Source organism: Methylocapsa sp. S129, from assembly GCF_009765995.1.
In the GTDB taxonomy this organism is placed as follows: Bacteria; Pseudomonadota; Alphaproteobacteria; order Rhizobiales; family Beijerinckiaceae; genus Roseiarcus.
The window spans coordinates 454,045-470,986 of sequence record NZ_LMUI01000048.1; the positions used below are offsets into that span (position 1 = coordinate 454,045).

The window sequence follows — 16,942 nt, forward strand, 5'->3', positions numbered from 1 at the left end:
CCGCTGGGACGGCCTCTGCCTCCAACATTTGGTTGAAGCGTTGGTCGCGCCGCGGCCATGCGCTTGTCTTGGCTGGCGCTATTGCGGCTCGTTGCCGATCGGCGGAGCACAAGGTTTTATCGGCAAGGACCCTGTCCATTTATTGTAATGGATGCAGACCTCAACCGTCATCTTGTCGGATGCGTCGTCCCCGGTCCAAGCGGCGCGCATGTCGTACCAATAGTGCTGGTGGCAATAGTCGCCCGGACCGCCGTGGACGGCGACATTGACGGCGCCAAAGCCGCGCGTCGCCATATCGTAGACTGACGTAAATAACTCGCCTCCCGTGATGACGTCACCGTCCGGGATGTCTTGAATTGACAGGGCCTCCAATTCTGGATTGGCGCCGCGTCCAGCTTTGTAAACATGCGTTCCATCCGGCTTGCACCTCGGCGAATCCGCCGTGCAAAGCAGTATTTCTACGAGATAGCCCGGCTGGTCGACTCCCGGGGAAGCGGGACACGGTTCGTGCGCCTGGCCACGATGGATTGCGCCCAGCGAAAAGAGCGCCGCGGCGAGAAGGATGCGCCACTTCGTGTTCATTTGCCGATCCTTGCCCAATCGATCGCATGAAATGCGCGCGCGACTATGGCGGAGTTCGTGGGTCCGCCTCGCCGATCTGCGAATGATCCAGAGGGGATGCCGACTCAGAATCTGAAAACTTTTGATCGAAATAGTCGAGGATGATCCATTGTTTCGCATGGCGGAGCGTGTTTCACCTCAGAAGGTTGGTCAAGTGCGCGCGAAAGCGCGCCGCCTCCGGCGGTCGCCCGCAGGGCGACACTTGACCAACCTTCTGAGGTGAAAAAAATGCCTCCATGCGAACAATGGCTCAATAACGAAACTGTCCCCGATATCAGTTCGATTCAATCAATTCTCATCTCGCTCTATACCTTCTCCAGCTTCAACCGGATGGCGTAACGCAGATCGCCTCCGGCGCTTTTGGGCACCAATTCGTCGATATCCAGCGCTCTTGGCCCAATCATCGGGAACGGATCGAAGACAAAGCCGGCGACCAGCGGCGTCGGCCCGCTGGCTTTGGCGTAGGCGACCGCCGTCAACACCACCGGATGCCCGCCGCCGACCAGGATGAGCGGGTCGCCATTCGACACCGCGTCGATCAGCGCGTTTTGGTCGAATTTGCCTCCCGGCGCGTCGGAATCGAATATGGGTTCAGCGGAAACGCCGAACGCGACGCCGTCATCGTCCTTCCAGGCGCGCGCCAGCGGCCTAATGGCGGAGGAACTCGAATCCAACGCCACCTTATCGACGTCCCCATAGGCTTCCTGGGCGATGCGCGGCTGCTGGACCACGTGCCCATAGGTGGCGAAGACAACGGCGACGCAGGCGATCCAGATGGCGGCTGGGTCATGCCGCGCGTGATAGGTCTCCTGATAGGCGTCATGAACGTCGATGAAGGTCTTGCACAATTCGCCGCCGTGCTTCGGGTCGGCGATGCAACGCACATTGGCGCGCGCCATAGTCGCGACAACCAGCGGCGCCAGCGCCCCGACGAGAAAGTGACGTCTCGTGCGCATGTCCTGCATCCTCCCGGGATATTGCTGTAACTTCACATGTTACCATACAACCTGGCGTGGTCGGGTGCAAGCGAGCCGTTTCAGGCCGCGGGCCGGAAACCGCGGCGCGACGGCCGGCTTGTGGAGCGCTCAGGCATTCGCGTCGTCGGCAAACGATTGGAAATGCGGGCGATCGCAAGGACCGGCACCGGGGCGGACATGGATTCGCGCTAACGGTTGAGGTGGCGCGAATGCCATCGTCGTGCTCGCCGTCAAGGGCAAGCCGCTTCGCGGGCGCTACGCGCCCCTTGACGGCTGCGCACACCAAAGCGACATGGATAGGAATTGCCGCGCCGACGAGACGCAGTCACCCCGCAGGGGCCGTAACGAAGTGAAGGAGCGGCGCAGCCGCTTGACGGCGCCTCGGCGGCGTGGCGCTCTCCCAAGCGCCCCGCGTCAAACCGGACAGCCGTGGGCTTATCCCGACCATGATGTCCACAGCTTGCATCATCATGAAATCCTGCGTTCTCCGTGCACGCTTGAGTTTCCCCGGACAGCGCTGCCTTGTGCGAGGGGCGGAAGCCCTCGCGCCCGGCCTAAGCGGGGCAGGCAGTATATTCTTTCTGAAAAGAAGAATATATGATAGTCTTCTCGTCTTGTTTTCCAAAAAGATGAGCGATGGAGAGGCCCGTCTTAAAGGCTCAAGTCCCTTCCGCCCGAAAGCCTGGTCAGCACGCGCGGGCGCGGTTTTGCGTCCGAAAATTTCGATGGGGAAGCCAAAACAGGGTCAAGCCTTTGATATCGCTCATTTCGCGGATGGAAATGCGCTTCCGCGCGCGTGAGAATCAAGGACTTAGAGGGTGTTTTGATGGACCGCGGTCGGTCATTCGAGGGTTCCGGCTATTCCCGGGCTATTCCCGCCAAGGTCTTTGCCGCCCTTGTGCGCCACGGACGGGACGTCGCCGAGCATCGGGCCGATGGAATCAGGAAAGCGCGAGGCGCCGCCGCAGTTCGTCGACCTGCTCCGGCGTGAGGGGCCTGATCGGCGAGCCGCGCAAGAGCAGGAAGAGCTTGGCGGTCTCCTCCAGCTCCTCGGTGGCGTATATCGCGTTTTCGAGACTGCTGCCGGCGACGACCGGGCCGTGATTGGCGAGCAGCACGGCATGATGTTCGCCGGCGAGTTTTTCCACCGCCGCCGCGAGGCTTTCGTCGCCAGGGGGATAATAGGGAACGAGCGGCAAGCGCCCGACGCGCATCACGTAATAGGCGGTGATCGGCGGCAGACAATTATGTTCGTCAATGCCGTGCAGGCAGGACACCGCCACCGAATGGGTGGAATGGAGATGCACCACGGCCTCGCAGCTCGGCCTTTGCCGGTACATCACGCGATGGAGAAAAGCTTCCTTGGTGGGCTTGTCGCCGCCGACATGCTGACCTTGAGCGTCGATCTTGGACAGGCGCGCCGGATCGAGATCGCCGAGCGAGGCGTTGGTCGGCGTCATCAGCCAGCCGCCGTCGGGCAGGCTGACGGAAATATTGCCGGTCGACCCGAAAGTCAGGCCGCGTTGGAAGAGCGAGGCTCCGCAGGCGCAAATGCGTTCACGCAAGGCGGATTCGGTCGACGCCGGGTTCATCGCAAATATCTCCATGCCTTGAGAAAGAAGTCCGGCGCGCCGAAATTGCCCGATTTGAGGGCGAGAGCGACGTCCGGCCCGGACAGGCTGCGAGTCCAGGGCACGCCCGGGTCGATTTCGGGTCCGATCGACAAAGCCTTGACGCCGAGCGCGTTCACCACGGCGCCCGAAGTCTCGCCGCCCGCGACAAGGATGCGGGTGAAGCCGTGGGCCGGCAGCGCGGCGGCGACGGAGGCGAGAAGCTCTTCGACGATGCGGCCCGCATGGTCGCGGCCAAGCCTGTCCTGGACGAGGCGCACGCTATCGGGATCGTCGCTCGAATAGACGAGCGGCGCGGCCTCGCCAGGTTGGCCATCGAGCCAATCGATCGCCTGCGCCGGCGTGAGGCGGCCCTCGGCGATGGCGATCGGGTCGATGCGGAAGGCCGGATTTCCCGCCTTGATTGCAACCTCGACCTGCCCTCTCGTCGCCGCCGAGCAGGAGCCCGCCAGGATGACGGCGCGGCCTTGCGGCGCCGCGATAGCGGGGGGAGGAGGCGTGAGGGCGCCGATCAAGCCAGCGTCGCAATAGGCGGCGGGCAGGCCGATCGCGACGCCTGAGCCGCCGGTCACCAACGTTAGACTGGCCGCCGCGCCGCCGATGGCGCGCAGATGGGCGTCGGTCAGGGCGTCGACGATCGCGATGGCGCGGCCGGCCTTCTGTTCGCGCTCGAACGCGTGGGCGATGGCGGCGGGACCGGCGTCGACGTCGGCATAGGCGACATGGCCGACTTTGACGGCGGTCTGGCGCTGGAGGACGCGCCGCAGATCGGAATCGCGCATCGGCGTCAGCGGATGATCGCGCATGCCGCTCTCGTTCAGCGGCACGCCATTGACGAAGAGATGGCCCTGATAGATCGCGCGGCCGGTCGCCGGAAAGGCCGGGCAGGCGATGGTGAAGCGCGCTCCCAGCCGCTGCATCAGCGCCGCGGCGACCGGACCAATGTTGCCCTCATCGGTGGAATCAAACGTCGAACAGTATTTGAAAAAGAATCGCCTCGCGCCGGCGGCGAGCAGCCAGTCGGCCGCCGCCAGCGACTGGGCGACGGCCTCGGCTGCCGGAATCGTGCGCGACTTCAGCGCGACGACGACGGCGTCGGCTTCGGCCAGATCGAGATCGCCCGGCGGCAGGCTAGTCGTCTGCACCGTGCGCAGGCCCTCGCGGGACAGCATCAGGGAGAGGTCGGTTGCGCCCGTCAGGTCGTCGGCAATGCATCCCAGCAGCATTCAATGATACCCTTGCAGTGAAGTCAGGCGGTGGCGCCTGGCAAAAGCGTGAAGCCCACGTCGGTGAGGCGCGGCACTTCGAGGCCGTCGAAGCGCGCGATCACCGCCAGCCCGGCGCGAAAGCCGATATCGAAGCGCGGCGTGAGGATCGTCGTGAGCGGTTGGGGCAAAGCCTGGCCCATGGCGAGGCCGTTGAAACCCACGATGGCGAGCTTATCGGGTATGGCGATCCCCTCAGCCATGCAATGGAAGACGCCGCCGATCGCCATGTCGTCGTTGGAGAAATAGACGGCGTCGATATCGCCGTGGGCGGTGAGAAGCTCGGCCAGCGCGCTGCGTCCTGAAGGGACGGAGGAGCGCCCCGGCGTGACGACCTCGCCGGCAAAGCTGGCTCCCGCTTCGCGAACGGTCGAGGTGAAAGTCTCCCGGCGCTTGCACGCGCGCAGATCGCGCGCCAGATCGTGGCCGATATAGCCAAAGCGTCGATAGCCGCGCGCCAACAGGAAGGCTGCTGTCTCGCGCCCCGCGCGCGCATGCGACATGCCAATGGCGATATCGATCGCCTCGCCGTCCGCATCCATCACTTCGACGATTGTGAGGCCGGCGTTGACCAGCATCTGGCGCGTGTCCGGCTCGTGCTCGCAGCCCGTGACGATGAGCGCGGCCGGTCGCCAGGAAAGCAGGGAGCGAACGAGTTCGCGCTCGGATTCCAGACGATAGTCCGTCACGCTGACGACGGCGCGGAAGCCCCGCTCGGAGATGGCGTCGTGCAATCCGCGCAGCACATCGGGAAACACGATATTGCCGAGCGAAGGGATGATAACCCCTATAAGGTCAGAGCCGGCGGAAGCGAGGGAGCCCGCGATGCGGTTGGGCACATAGCCGATCTTGCTAATGGCGGTTTGCACGCGTCGGCGCGTTTCCTCGGCGACGGAGCCCCTGGCGCGAATGACTCGCGAGACCGTGATTTCGCTGACGCCGGCTTCTTTGGCCACGTCGGCAAGCGTCAACGTCGATTGCCGGAATCCCCGCCGCGCTCTCAAACGTGCATCCCCTATCGTGCCGCGCTACAGCGACAAATTTTCGCATCGCCGGCTTGACTATAACTGTCCTCCCATTGATATAGTGAAAATGTTAGCGCTGTCAGAACATTCTCAAGCTCGGACGCGCTGCTTGGCATCGGTAGCGCCAATCAGTGAGGGCGTGTGCGATCCTTATCTCCCGCCGACGATGATGGCCGGTTTGATCGGCGGCGACGTGTTCGTCGCGCTGCGCTCCACGATCCGGTCGGTCCTGCAGATACAGGATGCGGTGCGGCGGATCGTCTTCGGCCTCATCATTTTGGGAATGCCGCTGGCGCCGCTCGGGCGAAAAAGGTGACATGATGACGCCTAACGAATCTCTTGCCGGGAAGGCATCCGTTATCGGGCTGGGGTCGATGGGATATGGCGTCGCCCAGTCGCTGGCCCGGGCGGGCTTCGCCGTCACCGGCTTCGACACGCGGGCCGACATCGTCTCCCGTTTCGCAACGGCGCATGGCGCCGGCGCCGCCTCGTTGTCCGCGGCCGCGGCGGATGCTGACGTGATCGTGATCGTCGTCGTCAATGCCGACCAGACCCGGCAGGCGCTGTTGGGGGAGGGCGGCGTACTGGAGGCGACGAAGCCTGGCGCTGTTATCGTCTCCTGCGCGACAATGGCGCCTGAGCGGGCGCGGGAGCTTGGAGCTGCGGTGGAGGCCGCCGGGCGGCTTTACGTCGATGCGCCGCTCAGCGGCGGCGCCGTCCGCGCGGCGGAAGGGGCGCTCACTATTCTGGCCTCCGGAGCGCCGGAAGCCATCGCGAAAGCGCGGCCGGCGCTCGACGCGATGGCGGCGAAGCTCTACATCCTCGGCGACGAGCCTGGCGTTGGCGCTTCGTTCAAGATCGTCAATCAATTGCTGGCGGGAGTCCACATCGCGGCGGCGTGCGAGGCGATCGTCTTCGCCAAACGCCTCGGTCTCGACATCGCCAAGGTCTACGAAGTGATCGCCGCTTCGGCCGGTAATTCCTGGATGTTCGAGAATCGCGTGCCGCATATTCTGGAGGGCGATTATCAGCCGCGCAGCGCGGTCGATATCTTCGTCAAGGATCTCGGCATTATCGCCGACATCTCGCGTTCGGAAAAGTTTGCGACGCCGATCGCTTCTTCGGCTCTGCAGATGTTCCTGATGACCGCCGCCGCCGGCATGGGAGGGGAAGACGACGCCTCGGTCGCTCGCCTCTACGCCCAGATCGTGGGCCTCGACCTGCCAGCGCCTAAGGCGTGATCTAGCGAGAATCCTCGTCGTCTTCCGACTTGCCGCGCCCACAACTGGTATGTTACACACAATTGGTTAGGCCGTCGCCAGGATGCGCGTTCCGATCGTCGTCGGCGGCTGCCGCGCCGCGTGGCGTTCAGAGCCACGCGAGGATAACCGAATGTCTTGCTGAGAAACGCGATGTCCGAGCTCCCCTCATTTCCCGGCGTAGAACTCGCCTTCATCGGCGCCCAACAGCCTTTCGTCCAGCAGGATCTCGAGCGCCGCTTCGTCGTGCATAAGGTCTATGCCGAGCCCGATCCCTTCGCCGCGCTCGCCAAAGTCGGCGACCGGATTCGCGGCGCGGTCGGGCATGGCATGGCGGGGCTGACCCGGCGCCATATCGAATTGATGCCGAAGCTTGAAATCTGCGCCCTCAACGGCGTCGGCCTTGAGACCAGCGATCTTCCCGCTATCCGCGAGCGCGGCATTGCGCTGACGACGACCCCGGTTCTGTTCGATGACGTCGCCGATCTGGCTATCGCGCTCGCGCTCGGCTGTTGCCGCCAGATTGCGCTGGCCGATCGCTTCGTGCGCGACGGACGATGGGGAGCGGAGCGCTTGCGGCTCGGGCGTAAACTCACCGGGATGCGCGCGGGCGTTTTGGGACTTGGGCGCATCGGCATTGAGGTTGCCAGGAGGCTCGAAGGCTTCAAGACGCGCATCGGCTACGTCGACCCGGTCCGTCGCGATGTTCCTTACGAGCAGTTTGCCGACGCGCGCACGCTTGCCGAAAACTCCGATATTCTGTTCCTTTGCGCGGCCGGCGGCCCGAAGGGTTCGCCGCCGATGGCCGGGCGCGAAATATTCGAAGCGCTCGGTCCGCGTGGTATTTTTGTCAATGTGGCGCGTGGGTGGCTCGTTGACGAAGGCGCGCTGATCGCGGCTTTGCGCGATGGGCGTCTGGGCGCCGCCGGTCTTGACGTCTTCTTCGATGAACCGAAAGTTCCAGCCGCGCTGAGCGCGCTCGATAACGTCGTCTTGACCCCGCATATCGCGAGCTCGACAGAAGAAACAATGGGCGCGATGGGCGCTTGCGTGATCGACAATCTCGTGAGCTGGTTTTCTGGCCGCGGCGCTGTGACGCCGGTGACCTGAACGTGGAGGGCGGATCCGTAATGGCGAATGCCGGATCGGTTGGCGACCCGCCGCTGGAGCGGCTCACGCGCCCGCGTTCCTTGACGGAAATGGTGATTACGGAAATTCGCGAGCTCATCGTGTCGGGTAGACTCGTCCTTGGCGAACAGCTTTCGGAGAGCGCGCTGGCCGAGCAGCTTGGCGTCAGCCGTACGCCAGTGCGCGAGGCTTTTCTTCGCCTTGAGACCGAGCGGCTTGTCGAAGTGCGCCCGCAGCGCGGCACGTTCGTCTTTCAATATGGCGCCCCCGAATTGCGCGACATTTGCGAATTGCGCGAAGTCCTCGAAACGGGCGCCTTGCGTATTGCGCTGTCGCGCAATCGCGTTGAATTGATCGAGCGCCTCGAAGGGGAGACCAATGCCGCCGACGCGGCGGGCGTCGTAGAGCCCGGTCCCTATCAAGCGTTCGATAAATCGTTTCACGACGCGCTGGTTAGAGCGAGCGCGAATGAAGAACTTATAGAGGCCTATGAGCGCATTTCTGGGCGCGTGCGCACGATCCGCTATCGCCTGACCCGCAGCCGCAGGCAGATCGCTGGATCGCAACGCGGTCATCGCGAGATCGTCAATGCGTTGAAGGATGGGCGCGACGCCGACGCCATCCGCCGGCTTGGCAAGCATGTCTATAATGCCTACGAAATGTTCCGCAGAGAAATTGAGGCGACACGGATGGGCCACGATGCCAGCGCCGAAGCCGGACGCAACGACAAGGCAGAAGCCGTAGGGAGAGGGGCCGCTCAATGAAAATCACCAAGGTGAGGATTCGCCGCCTTTACGGAACGCTCACAACCGATGGGCCGTTCTGGGAAGAGCGTCTCGTCCGCCCCATCGATATCTATCCTGAATATCGCGATCAGAAACTTTGGGAAGGCGGAACCCAAGTCGACGACCATCACTTAAAAATCAATGCCGACTTCCTTGAAATTCATACCGACGATGGCGTCGTCGGCACGGCCGGGCCCATCTGGGAGGCCGCTTCGCATCTGATTCTGGCGCAACTCGCGCCGATCATCATGGGCAAAGATCCCTTAGCGATCGAACTGCTGTGGGACCAGATGCATCGCCTGCAAGTTCATGGGCGGCAGGGCTATTCGATGGTTGCGATCTCTGCGGTTGATTGCGCGCTGTGGGACCTCAAGGGCAAAGCGTTCAACCAACCAATCTGGCGCATTCTCGGCGGCCCGACGCGCCATGAGGTTCCCGCCTATGCGTCGATGCTTGGCTATGCCGTCGAGGATTTGGGCAAAGTGCGCGATCGCGCAATCGCCTATAAGGAGAAGGGCTATACCGCGCAGAAATGGTTCATTCGTCATGGGCCGATGGCCGGCCATGAAGGCTTGAAGAAGAATGTCGCTTTGGTGCGCGCGTTGCGCGAGGCTGTGGGCGACGACTATGACCTCATGATCGATTGCTGGCAGAGCCTCAATCTTGATTATGCCGTCGATTTCTGCTCACGCATCGAAGAATTCCGTCTTCGCTGGATCGAAGAATGTTTCATGCCCGATCGCATCGACAGCCACGTGAAGCTGAAGGCCAAGACCCGGATTCCGCTTTCGGGCGCCGAGCATGAATATACGCGCTGGGGCTTCAAACGTTTCATCGAGAAAGACGCACTCGATATTCTGCAGCCCGACATCTATTGGTGCGGCGGCCTCAGCGAGACCCTGAAGATCGCCGCCTATGCGACGGTCCATGACCTTATCACCATTCCGCACGGCCACTCGACGCCGATCAGCATCCATTTCTCCGTCGCGCAATCGCCGATCCATACGCCTTATCAGGAATATCTCGTCAAATGGAATGCGTTGCACATGCATTTCCTGAAGCATCCGCTGTGGCCGATCAAAGGATCGATCCATCTGCCGCATGCGCCGGGCGCCAACATGGATCTCGACGCCGATAAGATCGAACGCGAGGAGGAAGTCAGTGTCTGAAGCGGAAGGGTTGCAGGCGACGAAGGGCGGTTGGGGCTCGCTTGGGCGGGTGCTCGCGCTCAAGCGCAAGCTCAAGGCGGGCAAGGCGATATGCGGCGCCTGGCTCAGTCTCAACGATCCCGCCGCCGGGGAGCTTCTCGCCCGCGCAGGCTTTGATTTTCTGCTGATCGATACGGAGCATGGCGCCTGGGACCTCGTGACGCTACAGACGACTCTGATGGCGTTCAATGGAACCGATACGGTGCCGATTGTGCGTGTTCCCTGGAACGATCATGTGCGCATCAAGCAGGCGCTTGATATGGGCGTCGAGGGGATTATGGCGCCGATGGTGCGCAATGTCGCAGAATGCCGGGAGCTGGTGCGTTCGTGTCGCTATCCGCCGCAAGGTGCGCGCGGCTTCGGCCCGCGCCGCGCCTCAAATTATTATCGCAACCTCGACGATTATGTCGCGATCGCCAATGAAGCGATATTCGTGATGCCGCAGATCGAGGACATTGCGACCGTCGCGGTTATCGACGATTATCTAGCCGTGCCCGGCATCGACGCGGTGGCGATCGGCCCCAACGATCTCTCCGGCACGACGGGCCTGTTTCGCCAGCACCAGCACCCGACCAACAAAGTCGCGATCGATACGATCATCAAGCATGCGCAGGCCGCCGGCGTTCCGGTGTGCCTCGGCATAAACTCCAAGCCGGCCGAGCAACGCGATCTCATCGCGCGCGGCGTGCGCATTCTGCTGATAACATCCGATCTTGAACTTCTGGCGGCCGGCGCGCGCCAGTCGCTTGACGCCAATCGCCAGGCGATCGGCGAATGAAGCGCCGCATTGTGACGTGGTATGTTGTATGGTAGGTAAATGCCCAAATGCTCGAAAACGAGCAAGGGTGCAATACAGGGAGGAGCCAATGCGTAACCGTGGATATCTGACAGCGATTGCCGGCCTTATGAGTCTTGGCCTGATGGCGGGCGGCGCGCTCGCCGAACCCAAGACGAATATGCTGCATCAATGGGACAGCGGCTCAGACGCCGCCGCCATCGCCAAGCTTGGCGAAATGTTCACGGCCGCCGGCGGCAAGTGGGAGCAGACCTCGATCGCCGGCCATACGGCCAATACGCTGGCCAAGCTGCGCGCCGACGTGATTGCGGGCAATGCGCCGCCCGCCGTGCAGTTGAAGGGCCCGGAAATCGCAGAATGGAACGCGACGGGCATGACCGCCGACCTCGACGCGCAGGCGAAGGAAGAGGGCTGGGAGAAGGTCGTCGTCCCTGAACTGCTGCCGGTGATGAAGCCGACCGGCAAATGGGTTGCTGCGCCGATGAACATCCATCGAATCAACTGGCTTTGGGGCGCGACCAAGGGCATGACCAAGGCCGGCATCACGGAATTGCCGAAGACCTGGGCCGAATTCAACGCCGATTGCGACAAGGCGGTCGCCGCCAAGGTAATCTGCCTCGCCCATTTCAGCCAGGACTGGACTGATGCGACAACCTTCGAAGTCGTCGTCTACGGCCAGAATATCGACCTCTTCCGCAAGGCCTTCGTCGAAGGCGATACGGCGGCGATGCGCAGCCCGGATATGGTCAAGGCTTTCGAGCAATATCGCTTGATGGTCTCCAAATATATGGATCCGGCGATTGCCGGGCGCGACTATGACACGACGACGGCGATGCTCTCGAAAGGCGACGCGGCGTTTATGATCATGGGCGATTGGGAGATCGGCATTCTCACCGCCGCCGGCATGAAACAGGGCGCGGACTACGTCTGCCAACAGGCGCCGACCGATTGGGGCAAGCCGGGCTTCATCCTCAATTCGGACTCGGTCGTGTTCTTCAAGCAGAAGGATCCTGACTTCATAGCCGGCCAGAAGCTGCTCGCGCATCTGATCCTGTCGCCGGAGTTCCAGACCGTGTTCAATCAGGCCAAGGGCTCGATCCCGGCGCGTCTCGACGTCGACCTCTCGAAGGGGTTCAACCCGTGCCAGCAGCTTTCAAAGAAAGACCTGCAGGCCTCGATCGCCGGCGGCACGCTGGTGCGCTCGATGGCGCATAACATGACCGTGCTGCAGAAATACCGCGGCGCCATGATGGAGGTGATCACGACCTTCGTGAATACCCCGAATATGTCGCCCAAGGACGCCGCCAATGCGATGGCTGACGCTGTCGAGGCGCAGAAGTCCTGAGCGCAACGCCCCCCGTCGTCCGCGGCTTTCGCCGCGGACGCTTTCTTTTCATTTGGCGAGGCGCGGGTAACGCGGCATGACCGAAGCGACGATATTGGCGGAGCATGGCTCGGGCCCTTCGCTGCGTGAGCGGCTGCAGCATGCAATGCCGTTCATCGTTCTGGCGCCGTCGCTGCTCGCAAGCTTCATCTATGTTTTCGTCTTCACGATATGGACGTTCTACATCTCGCTGTCGGACAGCTCGCTGCTGCCGACCTATCATTTCGTCGGCTTCGAGCATTATGTATCGATATGGGCGAACAAGCGCTGGACGATCGCCTACAGCAATCTGTTGCTCTACAGCGTACTCTATGTCTCCTTGGCGATCCTGATCGGGCTTGGCCTCGCCATCGCGATCGATCAGCGCGTGCGCGGCGAGGCGATCTGGCGCACGATCTTTCTTTACCCACTGGCCGTCTCGTTCGCCGTCACGGGCACGGTATGGGCCTGGCTTTATAGCCCGAACGCCGGCATCGAGTTTTTTGTGCGCAGTCTCGGCTGGACGGATTTCACGTTTCGCCTGACGACCGATCGCAATCTTGCGATTTACGCCGTGATCGCGACCGGCATTTGGCAGTCCTCCGGCTTTGCAATGGCGCTGTTTCTGGCTGGCCTGCGCTCGGTCGACCCGGATCTTTTGAAAGCCGCGCAGATCGACGGGGCGGGACCTTTCCGCACTTACCGCAAAGTGATCATTCCGACGATCGCCCCGATCTTCATCGCGGTTGCGGTGGTGCTCCTGCAATTTGCGATCAGGACCTTCGATCTCGTCGCCGCTCTGACTAATAATGGCGGCCCAGGCATTGCGACGACTTTTCCCGCGACTTACGTCTATGACCTGATGTTTCAGCGCGGCCAGATTGCGGAAGGCGCGACGGCTGCGATTCTGATGCTCGGCGCGCTCGCATTCGTGCTCGTTCCCTATTCGCTATGGCTTGTCTGGCGCAGGCGTCGGGAGTCCGCTCATGGTTGATGCCACTTTGAGCGCGCCGTTCGACGCCGCCGCCGCGCGCGCCGCGCGAAAATATTTCATAGGTCGCGTCGGCATCTATGCCTTTCTGTCCCTGTTCGCCTTCATTTATATCCTGCCGCTATTCGTCGTCGTCGCCAATTCCTTTCGCCCGCTGCCGGAAATCATTCAGAACGGCCTGATCGGGTTTCCACACAGCTTGACCTTCGGCGCCTGGTCGCAAGTCTGGAACAGCTATTGCGTCGGTGGAACCTGCGAAGGAATTCGCCATAATTTCTTCAACTCGCTGGAAATGACGATTCCGGCCACGATCATCTCGACGCTGCTCGGCTTAATGAACGGCTACATCCTCTCGAAATGGCGGTTCTACGGTTCGGAAGTTATCTTCACCTGCATGATGTTCGGCGTCTTCATGCCCGGTCAGGTTTCGCTGATGCCCTGGGCCTTCGTTCTTGGTCAGCTCGGGCTCGCCAATTCGATCACCGGACTCGTACTGATCCATTGCGTGCAGGGCCTGTCGTTCACGACGCTGTTCTGCCGCAACTATTACGTCAATATTCCCGACGATCTGATCAAGGCGGCGCGCATCGACGGCGCCGGTTTCTGGCGCATTTTTTATAAAATCATTCTGCCGCTCTCGCCGCCCATCCTCATCGTGACGGTCATCTGGCAGTTTACCGGCATCTGGAACGAGTATCTTTTCGGCGTCGTCTTCACTGCGGGGCGAGGCCAACCGATCACCGCTTCCTTGGTTGGTATGGCCACTGGCGGCACCAATGTCAGGGTTTATGACGTCATGAGCGCCGGCGTTCTGATCGGCGCCATTCCGCCGCTGCTGATCTATCTCTTCGGCGGCAGATATTTCGTGCGAGGCCTGACACAGGGGGCGATCAAGTGACGGAGCAGGCATGTCGTCGCTGACCATTTCGAAATTACGCAAGAGCTTTGGTCCCGTCGAGGTCCTGAAGGGCGTCGACCTCGAGGCGCGGACTGGCGAATTCGTCGCGCTTGTCGGACCCTCCGGCTGTGGCAAGTCGACGCTGTTGGCGATGATCGCGGGTCTCGAGACAATTTCCTCGGGCGAGATTCGAATCGACGGTCGACTGGTCAATTCCGTGGCGCCGAAGGATCGCGACATCGCGATGGTCTTTCAGTCCTATGCGCTCTATCCGACCATGACGGTGCGTCAGAACATCACTTTCGGCATGGAGAGCCGCCACGTGCCGCGCGCCGTGCAGGACGAAGCGGTGAAGCGCGTCGCAGCGTTGCTGCAGATCGAGCCGTTGCTGCAACGAAAACCCGGGCAATTGTCTGGCGGCCAGCGTCAGCGTGTCGCGATGGGCCGCGCGTTGGTGCGCGACCCGAAGCTTTTTCTTTTCGACGAGCCTCTTTCGAACCTTGACGCAAAATTACGGGTCGAGATGCGCTCGGAGATCAAGCGGTTGCATCAGCGTGTCGGCAAGACGACGATCTATGTCACCCATGACCAGGTCGAGGCGATGACCCTGGCCTCTCGCATCGCGGTTATGCATAAGGGTGAGCTACAGCAGTTTGACGTGCCTCGCATGGTCTACGACCGGCCAGCCAATATGTTTGTCGCTGGCTTCATGGGCTCGCCGTCCATGAATTTCCTCAGCGCCGAAATCGGCGACGAGCAGGGCTCGACGCTTAAGCTGGCGAATGGCGATGACGCGCCGCTCACGCTTGGCTTGGCGAGCCCGTTGGCGGGACGGGGCGCGTCGCGCAATATCATTCTGGGCGTCCGACCTGAGCATATTTCGCTTCATCATCCCGAGCGCGTCGCGGACAAGCGCGCTTATGCATTGGCGTCGGCGCCGGTGGAGATCGTCGAACCGACCGGCGCCGAGACAATGGTCGGCCTGCGTTTGGCGGGGCGTGAGATCACGGCGCGATTCGAGCCTCATGAAGCGCCCGAGGTTGGCCAGACCGTGACGCTTGCGCTCGACATGTCGAAGGCCTGCCTGTTCGATGCGCAGACCGAGCGATTGATCAACTAGCGCGCTTTCTGCGCGCTGGCCGCTCTCTTTCTCTGAATTTGCGCCGATCGAGGAGAAATCCTGTTGTCTTTCGCCCGCTATCCCAGTTTGCAAGATCGCGTCGTTTTCATCACCGGGGGAGGCTCGGGGATCGGCGCTGCATTGGTCGAGGCCTTTGTCGGGCAAGGCGCTTCGGTTGCATTCGTCGATATATTGGAAGCTGAATCCAAAGCCTTGATCGAACGTCTGGGCAAGAGCGTCAAGCAGCCTCTATTCATCCCGTGCGATCTTCTGGACATCGCCGCATTGGGAGCGGCGATCGAGGAAGTCCGTAAGCGTCTGGGGCCGATCGGCGTTCTCGTCAACAATGCAGGCAACGATACGCGCCAGGAAGTTGATGAAGTGACGGAGGCGGCTTGGGACCGCACAATGGGTCTCAATCTCAAACATCAATTCTTCGCCGCTCAGGCCGTTCATCCGCAGATGCGCGAACTCGGGGCTGGCTCGATCATCAATTTCTCTTCGATCGCCTGGATGGCGGCGGCGGCGCGGATGTCCCCCTATGCGACCGCTAAAGCGGCGATCGTCGGCATGACCAACAGTCTGGCGAGAGAGTTCGGAACCGACAACATCCGCGTCAACGCGATTGCGCCCGGCGCGGTCATCACGGAACGTCAGCGTCGGCTCTGGATCAGCGAAAGCGATCTCAAAGCGATCGTCGCGCGTCAATGCCTGCATCGCGTGCTGCTGGCTGACGAAATCGCCAGAACCGCTTTGTTTCTCGCTTCCGCAGATAGCGCGATGATCACCAAGCAGTGCATTATCGTGGACGGCGGCTTGCGTTAGCTCGCTCTTCTGAAGCCGAAGGCGTGCGGTCGTGCATGCAAAAAAACGGCCGGACCTTTTCGGGCCGGCCGCGACACTCGTTCAGACCAATGCGCCGCTTGTCGCGATCGCGGTCAATCCGGCCAGCACCTCCTGCCTTCCGGGCCAAGATGGTAGCCACGCGGGCAAGCGCGCCCCATAGCCATCGGATGACAACGACCACCTGGGCCACGCCAAAATCCCGGCCCGCATCCTTCCGCAATCTTGACGACCGCGCTGCCGGCATTGCCAATCGGCGCAGGTGTGATCGCAGCGCCGGCGGCGGTCGCAAGACCAAAAGCCAATGCAGCGCCCAAAACGATTGTCCTCATCTTCATGCACACTTCTCCCAGCTTCAAGCCAATCGCCAACGAGCTCACAGCAAGTTCGGAAATTAGCGCGGCGCAACGCTATCATTCGTTGCGCAAAAATCAATCAGCGGGCCGTGATTGGAAGTGGGGCTGCCGAAGAGGTTGAGCGTGGATCGCTGTGGGGCGTGCAAACGCGGTGAGGCGACGAACGGATATTGAACAAACTGGTCCCAGGTTGATCGCGGACGAGGTTGAAATAGCAATTGGCACTCCCTTGTAACGAGTGCCAACGATGGCCATGTATACAGAGGGTCGAATGCCGGCTGGCCTTGAGGCATTCGTCTCAAGCGGCTCGCGCGCGACCGGAAACGAGCCCCATGAAATTTCGCCCGCTGCACGACCGCGTCGTCATCCGCCGCCTTGAAGGCGAAGACAAGACCAAGGGCGGCATCATTATCCCGGACACCGTGAAGGAGAAGCCCCAGGAGGGCGAAGTCGTCGCCGTCGGTCCTGGCGCCCGCGACGAGAGCGGCAAGCTCGTTCCTCTCGATCTCAAGGCGGGCGACCTTGTGCTGTTCGGCAAATGGTCAGGGAGCGAAGTCAAGATCGACGGTCAAGACCTTCTGATCATGAAAGAGTCCGACGTCATGGGCGTGATCGAGGGCAGGGCCGCCGCCAAGAAGGCGGCTTAAGAAACAAAGTCCTCACAATCCAAGGGAGT

At 61.8% G+C, this 16,942-nt stretch carries 18 protein-coding genes; 12 read left to right on the top strand and 6 right to left on the bottom strand.

All coding sequences use genetic code 11. The features are described from left to right. Nucleotides 1–78: 78 nt before the first annotated feature. From GSQ90_RS27345 to GSQ90_RS27365, 5 genes are all read right to left on the bottom strand, one after another. Nucleotides 79–582, bottom strand: a complete 504-nt coding sequence (locus GSQ90_RS27345) for a hypothetical protein (protein ID WP_158818101.1) — start codon at nt 580–582, stop codon at nt 79–81. A gap of 344 nt (nt 583–926) precedes the next feature. Further along, nucleotides 927–1,577 (bottom strand): hypothetical protein, encoded by a 651-nt coding sequence (locus GSQ90_RS27350; protein ID WP_158818102.1) that lies wholly within the window; start codon nt 1,575–1,577, stop codon nt 927–929. Nucleotides 1,578–2,539: 962 nt separating this feature from the next. Next, entirely contained in the window at nt 2,540–3,190 is a 651-nt protein-coding gene (gene otnC / locus GSQ90_RS27355; protein ID WP_158818103.1) for a 3-oxo-tetronate 4-phosphate decarboxylase, read from the bottom strand. Continuing rightward, the gene (gene otnK, locus GSQ90_RS27360; protein ID WP_158818104.1) at nt 3,187–4,455 is read right to left on the bottom strand and encodes a 3-oxo-tetronate kinase; all 1,269 of its coding nucleotides are present in this window, start codon (nt 4,453–4,455) and stop codon (nt 3,187–3,189) included. The genes otnC and otnK overlap by 4 nt, the downstream gene beginning before the upstream one ends. A gap of 23 nt (nt 4,456–4,478) precedes the next feature. Further along, nucleotides 4,479–5,513 (bottom strand): LacI family DNA-binding transcriptional regulator, encoded by a 1,035-nt coding sequence (locus GSQ90_RS27365; RefSeq protein ID WP_371418461.1) that lies wholly within the window; start codon nt 5,511–5,513, stop codon nt 4,479–4,481. On the opposite strand from GSQ90_RS27365, the gene GSQ90_RS32040 reads away from it, so the two are divergent. The 11 genes from GSQ90_RS32040 (at nt 5,404) to GSQ90_RS27420 (ending at nt 15,892) form a co-directional block, all read left to right on the top strand. After that, entirely contained in the window at nt 5,404–5,835 is a 432-nt protein-coding gene (locus tag GSQ90_RS32040; RefSeq protein WP_174247536.1) for a hypothetical protein, read from the top strand. The two genes, GSQ90_RS27365 and GSQ90_RS32040, sit on opposite strands and share 110 nt — an antisense overlap. A gap of 4 nt (nt 5,836–5,839) precedes the next feature. Continuing rightward, nucleotides 5,840–6,760, top strand: a complete 921-nt coding sequence (ltnD, locus tag GSQ90_RS27375; RefSeq protein WP_158818214.1) for an L-threonate dehydrogenase — start codon at nt 5,840–5,842, stop codon at nt 6,758–6,760. 171 nt (nt 6,761–6,931) lie between these two features. Next, nucleotides 6,932–7,888, top strand: a complete 957-nt coding sequence (locus tag GSQ90_RS27380; protein WP_158818107.1) for a 2-hydroxyacid dehydrogenase — start codon at nt 6,932–6,934, stop codon at nt 7,886–7,888. 20 nt (nt 7,889–7,908) lie between these two features. After that, entirely contained in the window at nt 7,909–8,670 is a 762-nt protein-coding gene (locus tag GSQ90_RS27385; RefSeq protein WP_158818108.1) for a GntR family transcriptional regulator, read from the top strand. Further along, on the top strand, nt 8,667–9,860 hold the full coding sequence (locus tag GSQ90_RS27390) for an enolase C-terminal domain-like protein (protein WP_158818109.1): 1,194 nt from the start codon (nt 8,667–8,669) through the stop codon (nt 9,858–9,860). The genes GSQ90_RS27385 and GSQ90_RS27390 overlap by 4 nt, the downstream gene beginning before the upstream one ends. Further along, complete coding sequence (locus tag GSQ90_RS27395) at nt 9,853–10,677, top strand: HpcH/HpaI aldolase/citrate lyase family protein (protein ID WP_158818110.1); 825 nt, start codon at nt 9,853–9,855, stop codon at nt 10,675–10,677. Before GSQ90_RS27390 ends, GSQ90_RS27395 begins: the two co-directional genes overlap by 8 nt. Before the next feature lie 88 nt (nt 10,678–10,765). Next, nucleotides 10,766–12,040 (top strand): ABC transporter substrate-binding protein, encoded by a 1,275-nt coding sequence (locus GSQ90_RS27400; RefSeq protein ID WP_158818111.1) that lies wholly within the window; start codon nt 10,766–10,768, stop codon nt 12,038–12,040. A gap of 76 nt (nt 12,041–12,116) precedes the next feature. Continuing rightward, nucleotides 12,117–13,052, top strand: coding sequence for a carbohydrate ABC transporter permease (locus GSQ90_RS27405; RefSeq protein ID WP_158818112.1), 936 nt, complete (start codon nt 12,117–12,119; stop codon nt 13,050–13,052). Then, nucleotides 13,045–13,947 (top strand): carbohydrate ABC transporter permease, encoded by a 903-nt coding sequence (locus GSQ90_RS27410; protein ID WP_158818113.1) that lies wholly within the window; start codon nt 13,045–13,047, stop codon nt 13,945–13,947. Before GSQ90_RS27405 ends, GSQ90_RS27410 begins: the two co-directional genes overlap by 8 nt. Nucleotides 13,948–13,957: 10 nt before the next feature. Next, nucleotides 13,958–15,067 carry an ABC transporter ATP-binding protein gene (locus GSQ90_RS27415; protein ID WP_158818114.1) on the top strand — a complete coding sequence of 370 codons (1,110 nt, stop codon included), beginning with the start codon at nt 13,958–13,960 and terminating at the stop codon, nt 15,065–15,067. A gap of 63 nt (nt 15,068–15,130) precedes the next feature. After that, nucleotides 15,131–15,892 carry an SDR family NAD(P)-dependent oxidoreductase gene (locus GSQ90_RS27420; protein ID WP_158818115.1) on the top strand — a complete coding sequence of 254 codons (762 nt, stop codon included), beginning with the start codon at nt 15,131–15,133 and terminating at the stop codon, nt 15,890–15,892. Nucleotides 15,893–16,005: 113 nt separating this feature from the next. Here GSQ90_RS27420 and GSQ90_RS33005 read toward each other — a convergent pair whose 3' ends face one another. Then, nucleotides 16,006–16,248, bottom strand: a complete 243-nt coding sequence (locus tag GSQ90_RS33005; protein ID WP_371418462.1) for a GCG_CRPN prefix-to-repeats domain-containing protein — start codon at nt 16,246–16,248, stop codon at nt 16,006–16,008. Nucleotides 16,249–16,598: 350 nt separating this feature from the next. Here GSQ90_RS33005 and groES point away from each other — a divergent pair, with 350 nt between their 5' ends. Beyond that, nucleotides 16,599–16,913: a co-chaperone GroES gene (gene groES / locus GSQ90_RS27425; RefSeq protein WP_158818116.1), complete on the top strand. Its 315-nt coding sequence runs from the start codon at nt 16,599–16,601 to the stop codon at nt 16,911–16,913. The last annotated feature ends 29 nt before the right edge of the window (nt 16,914–16,942 follow it).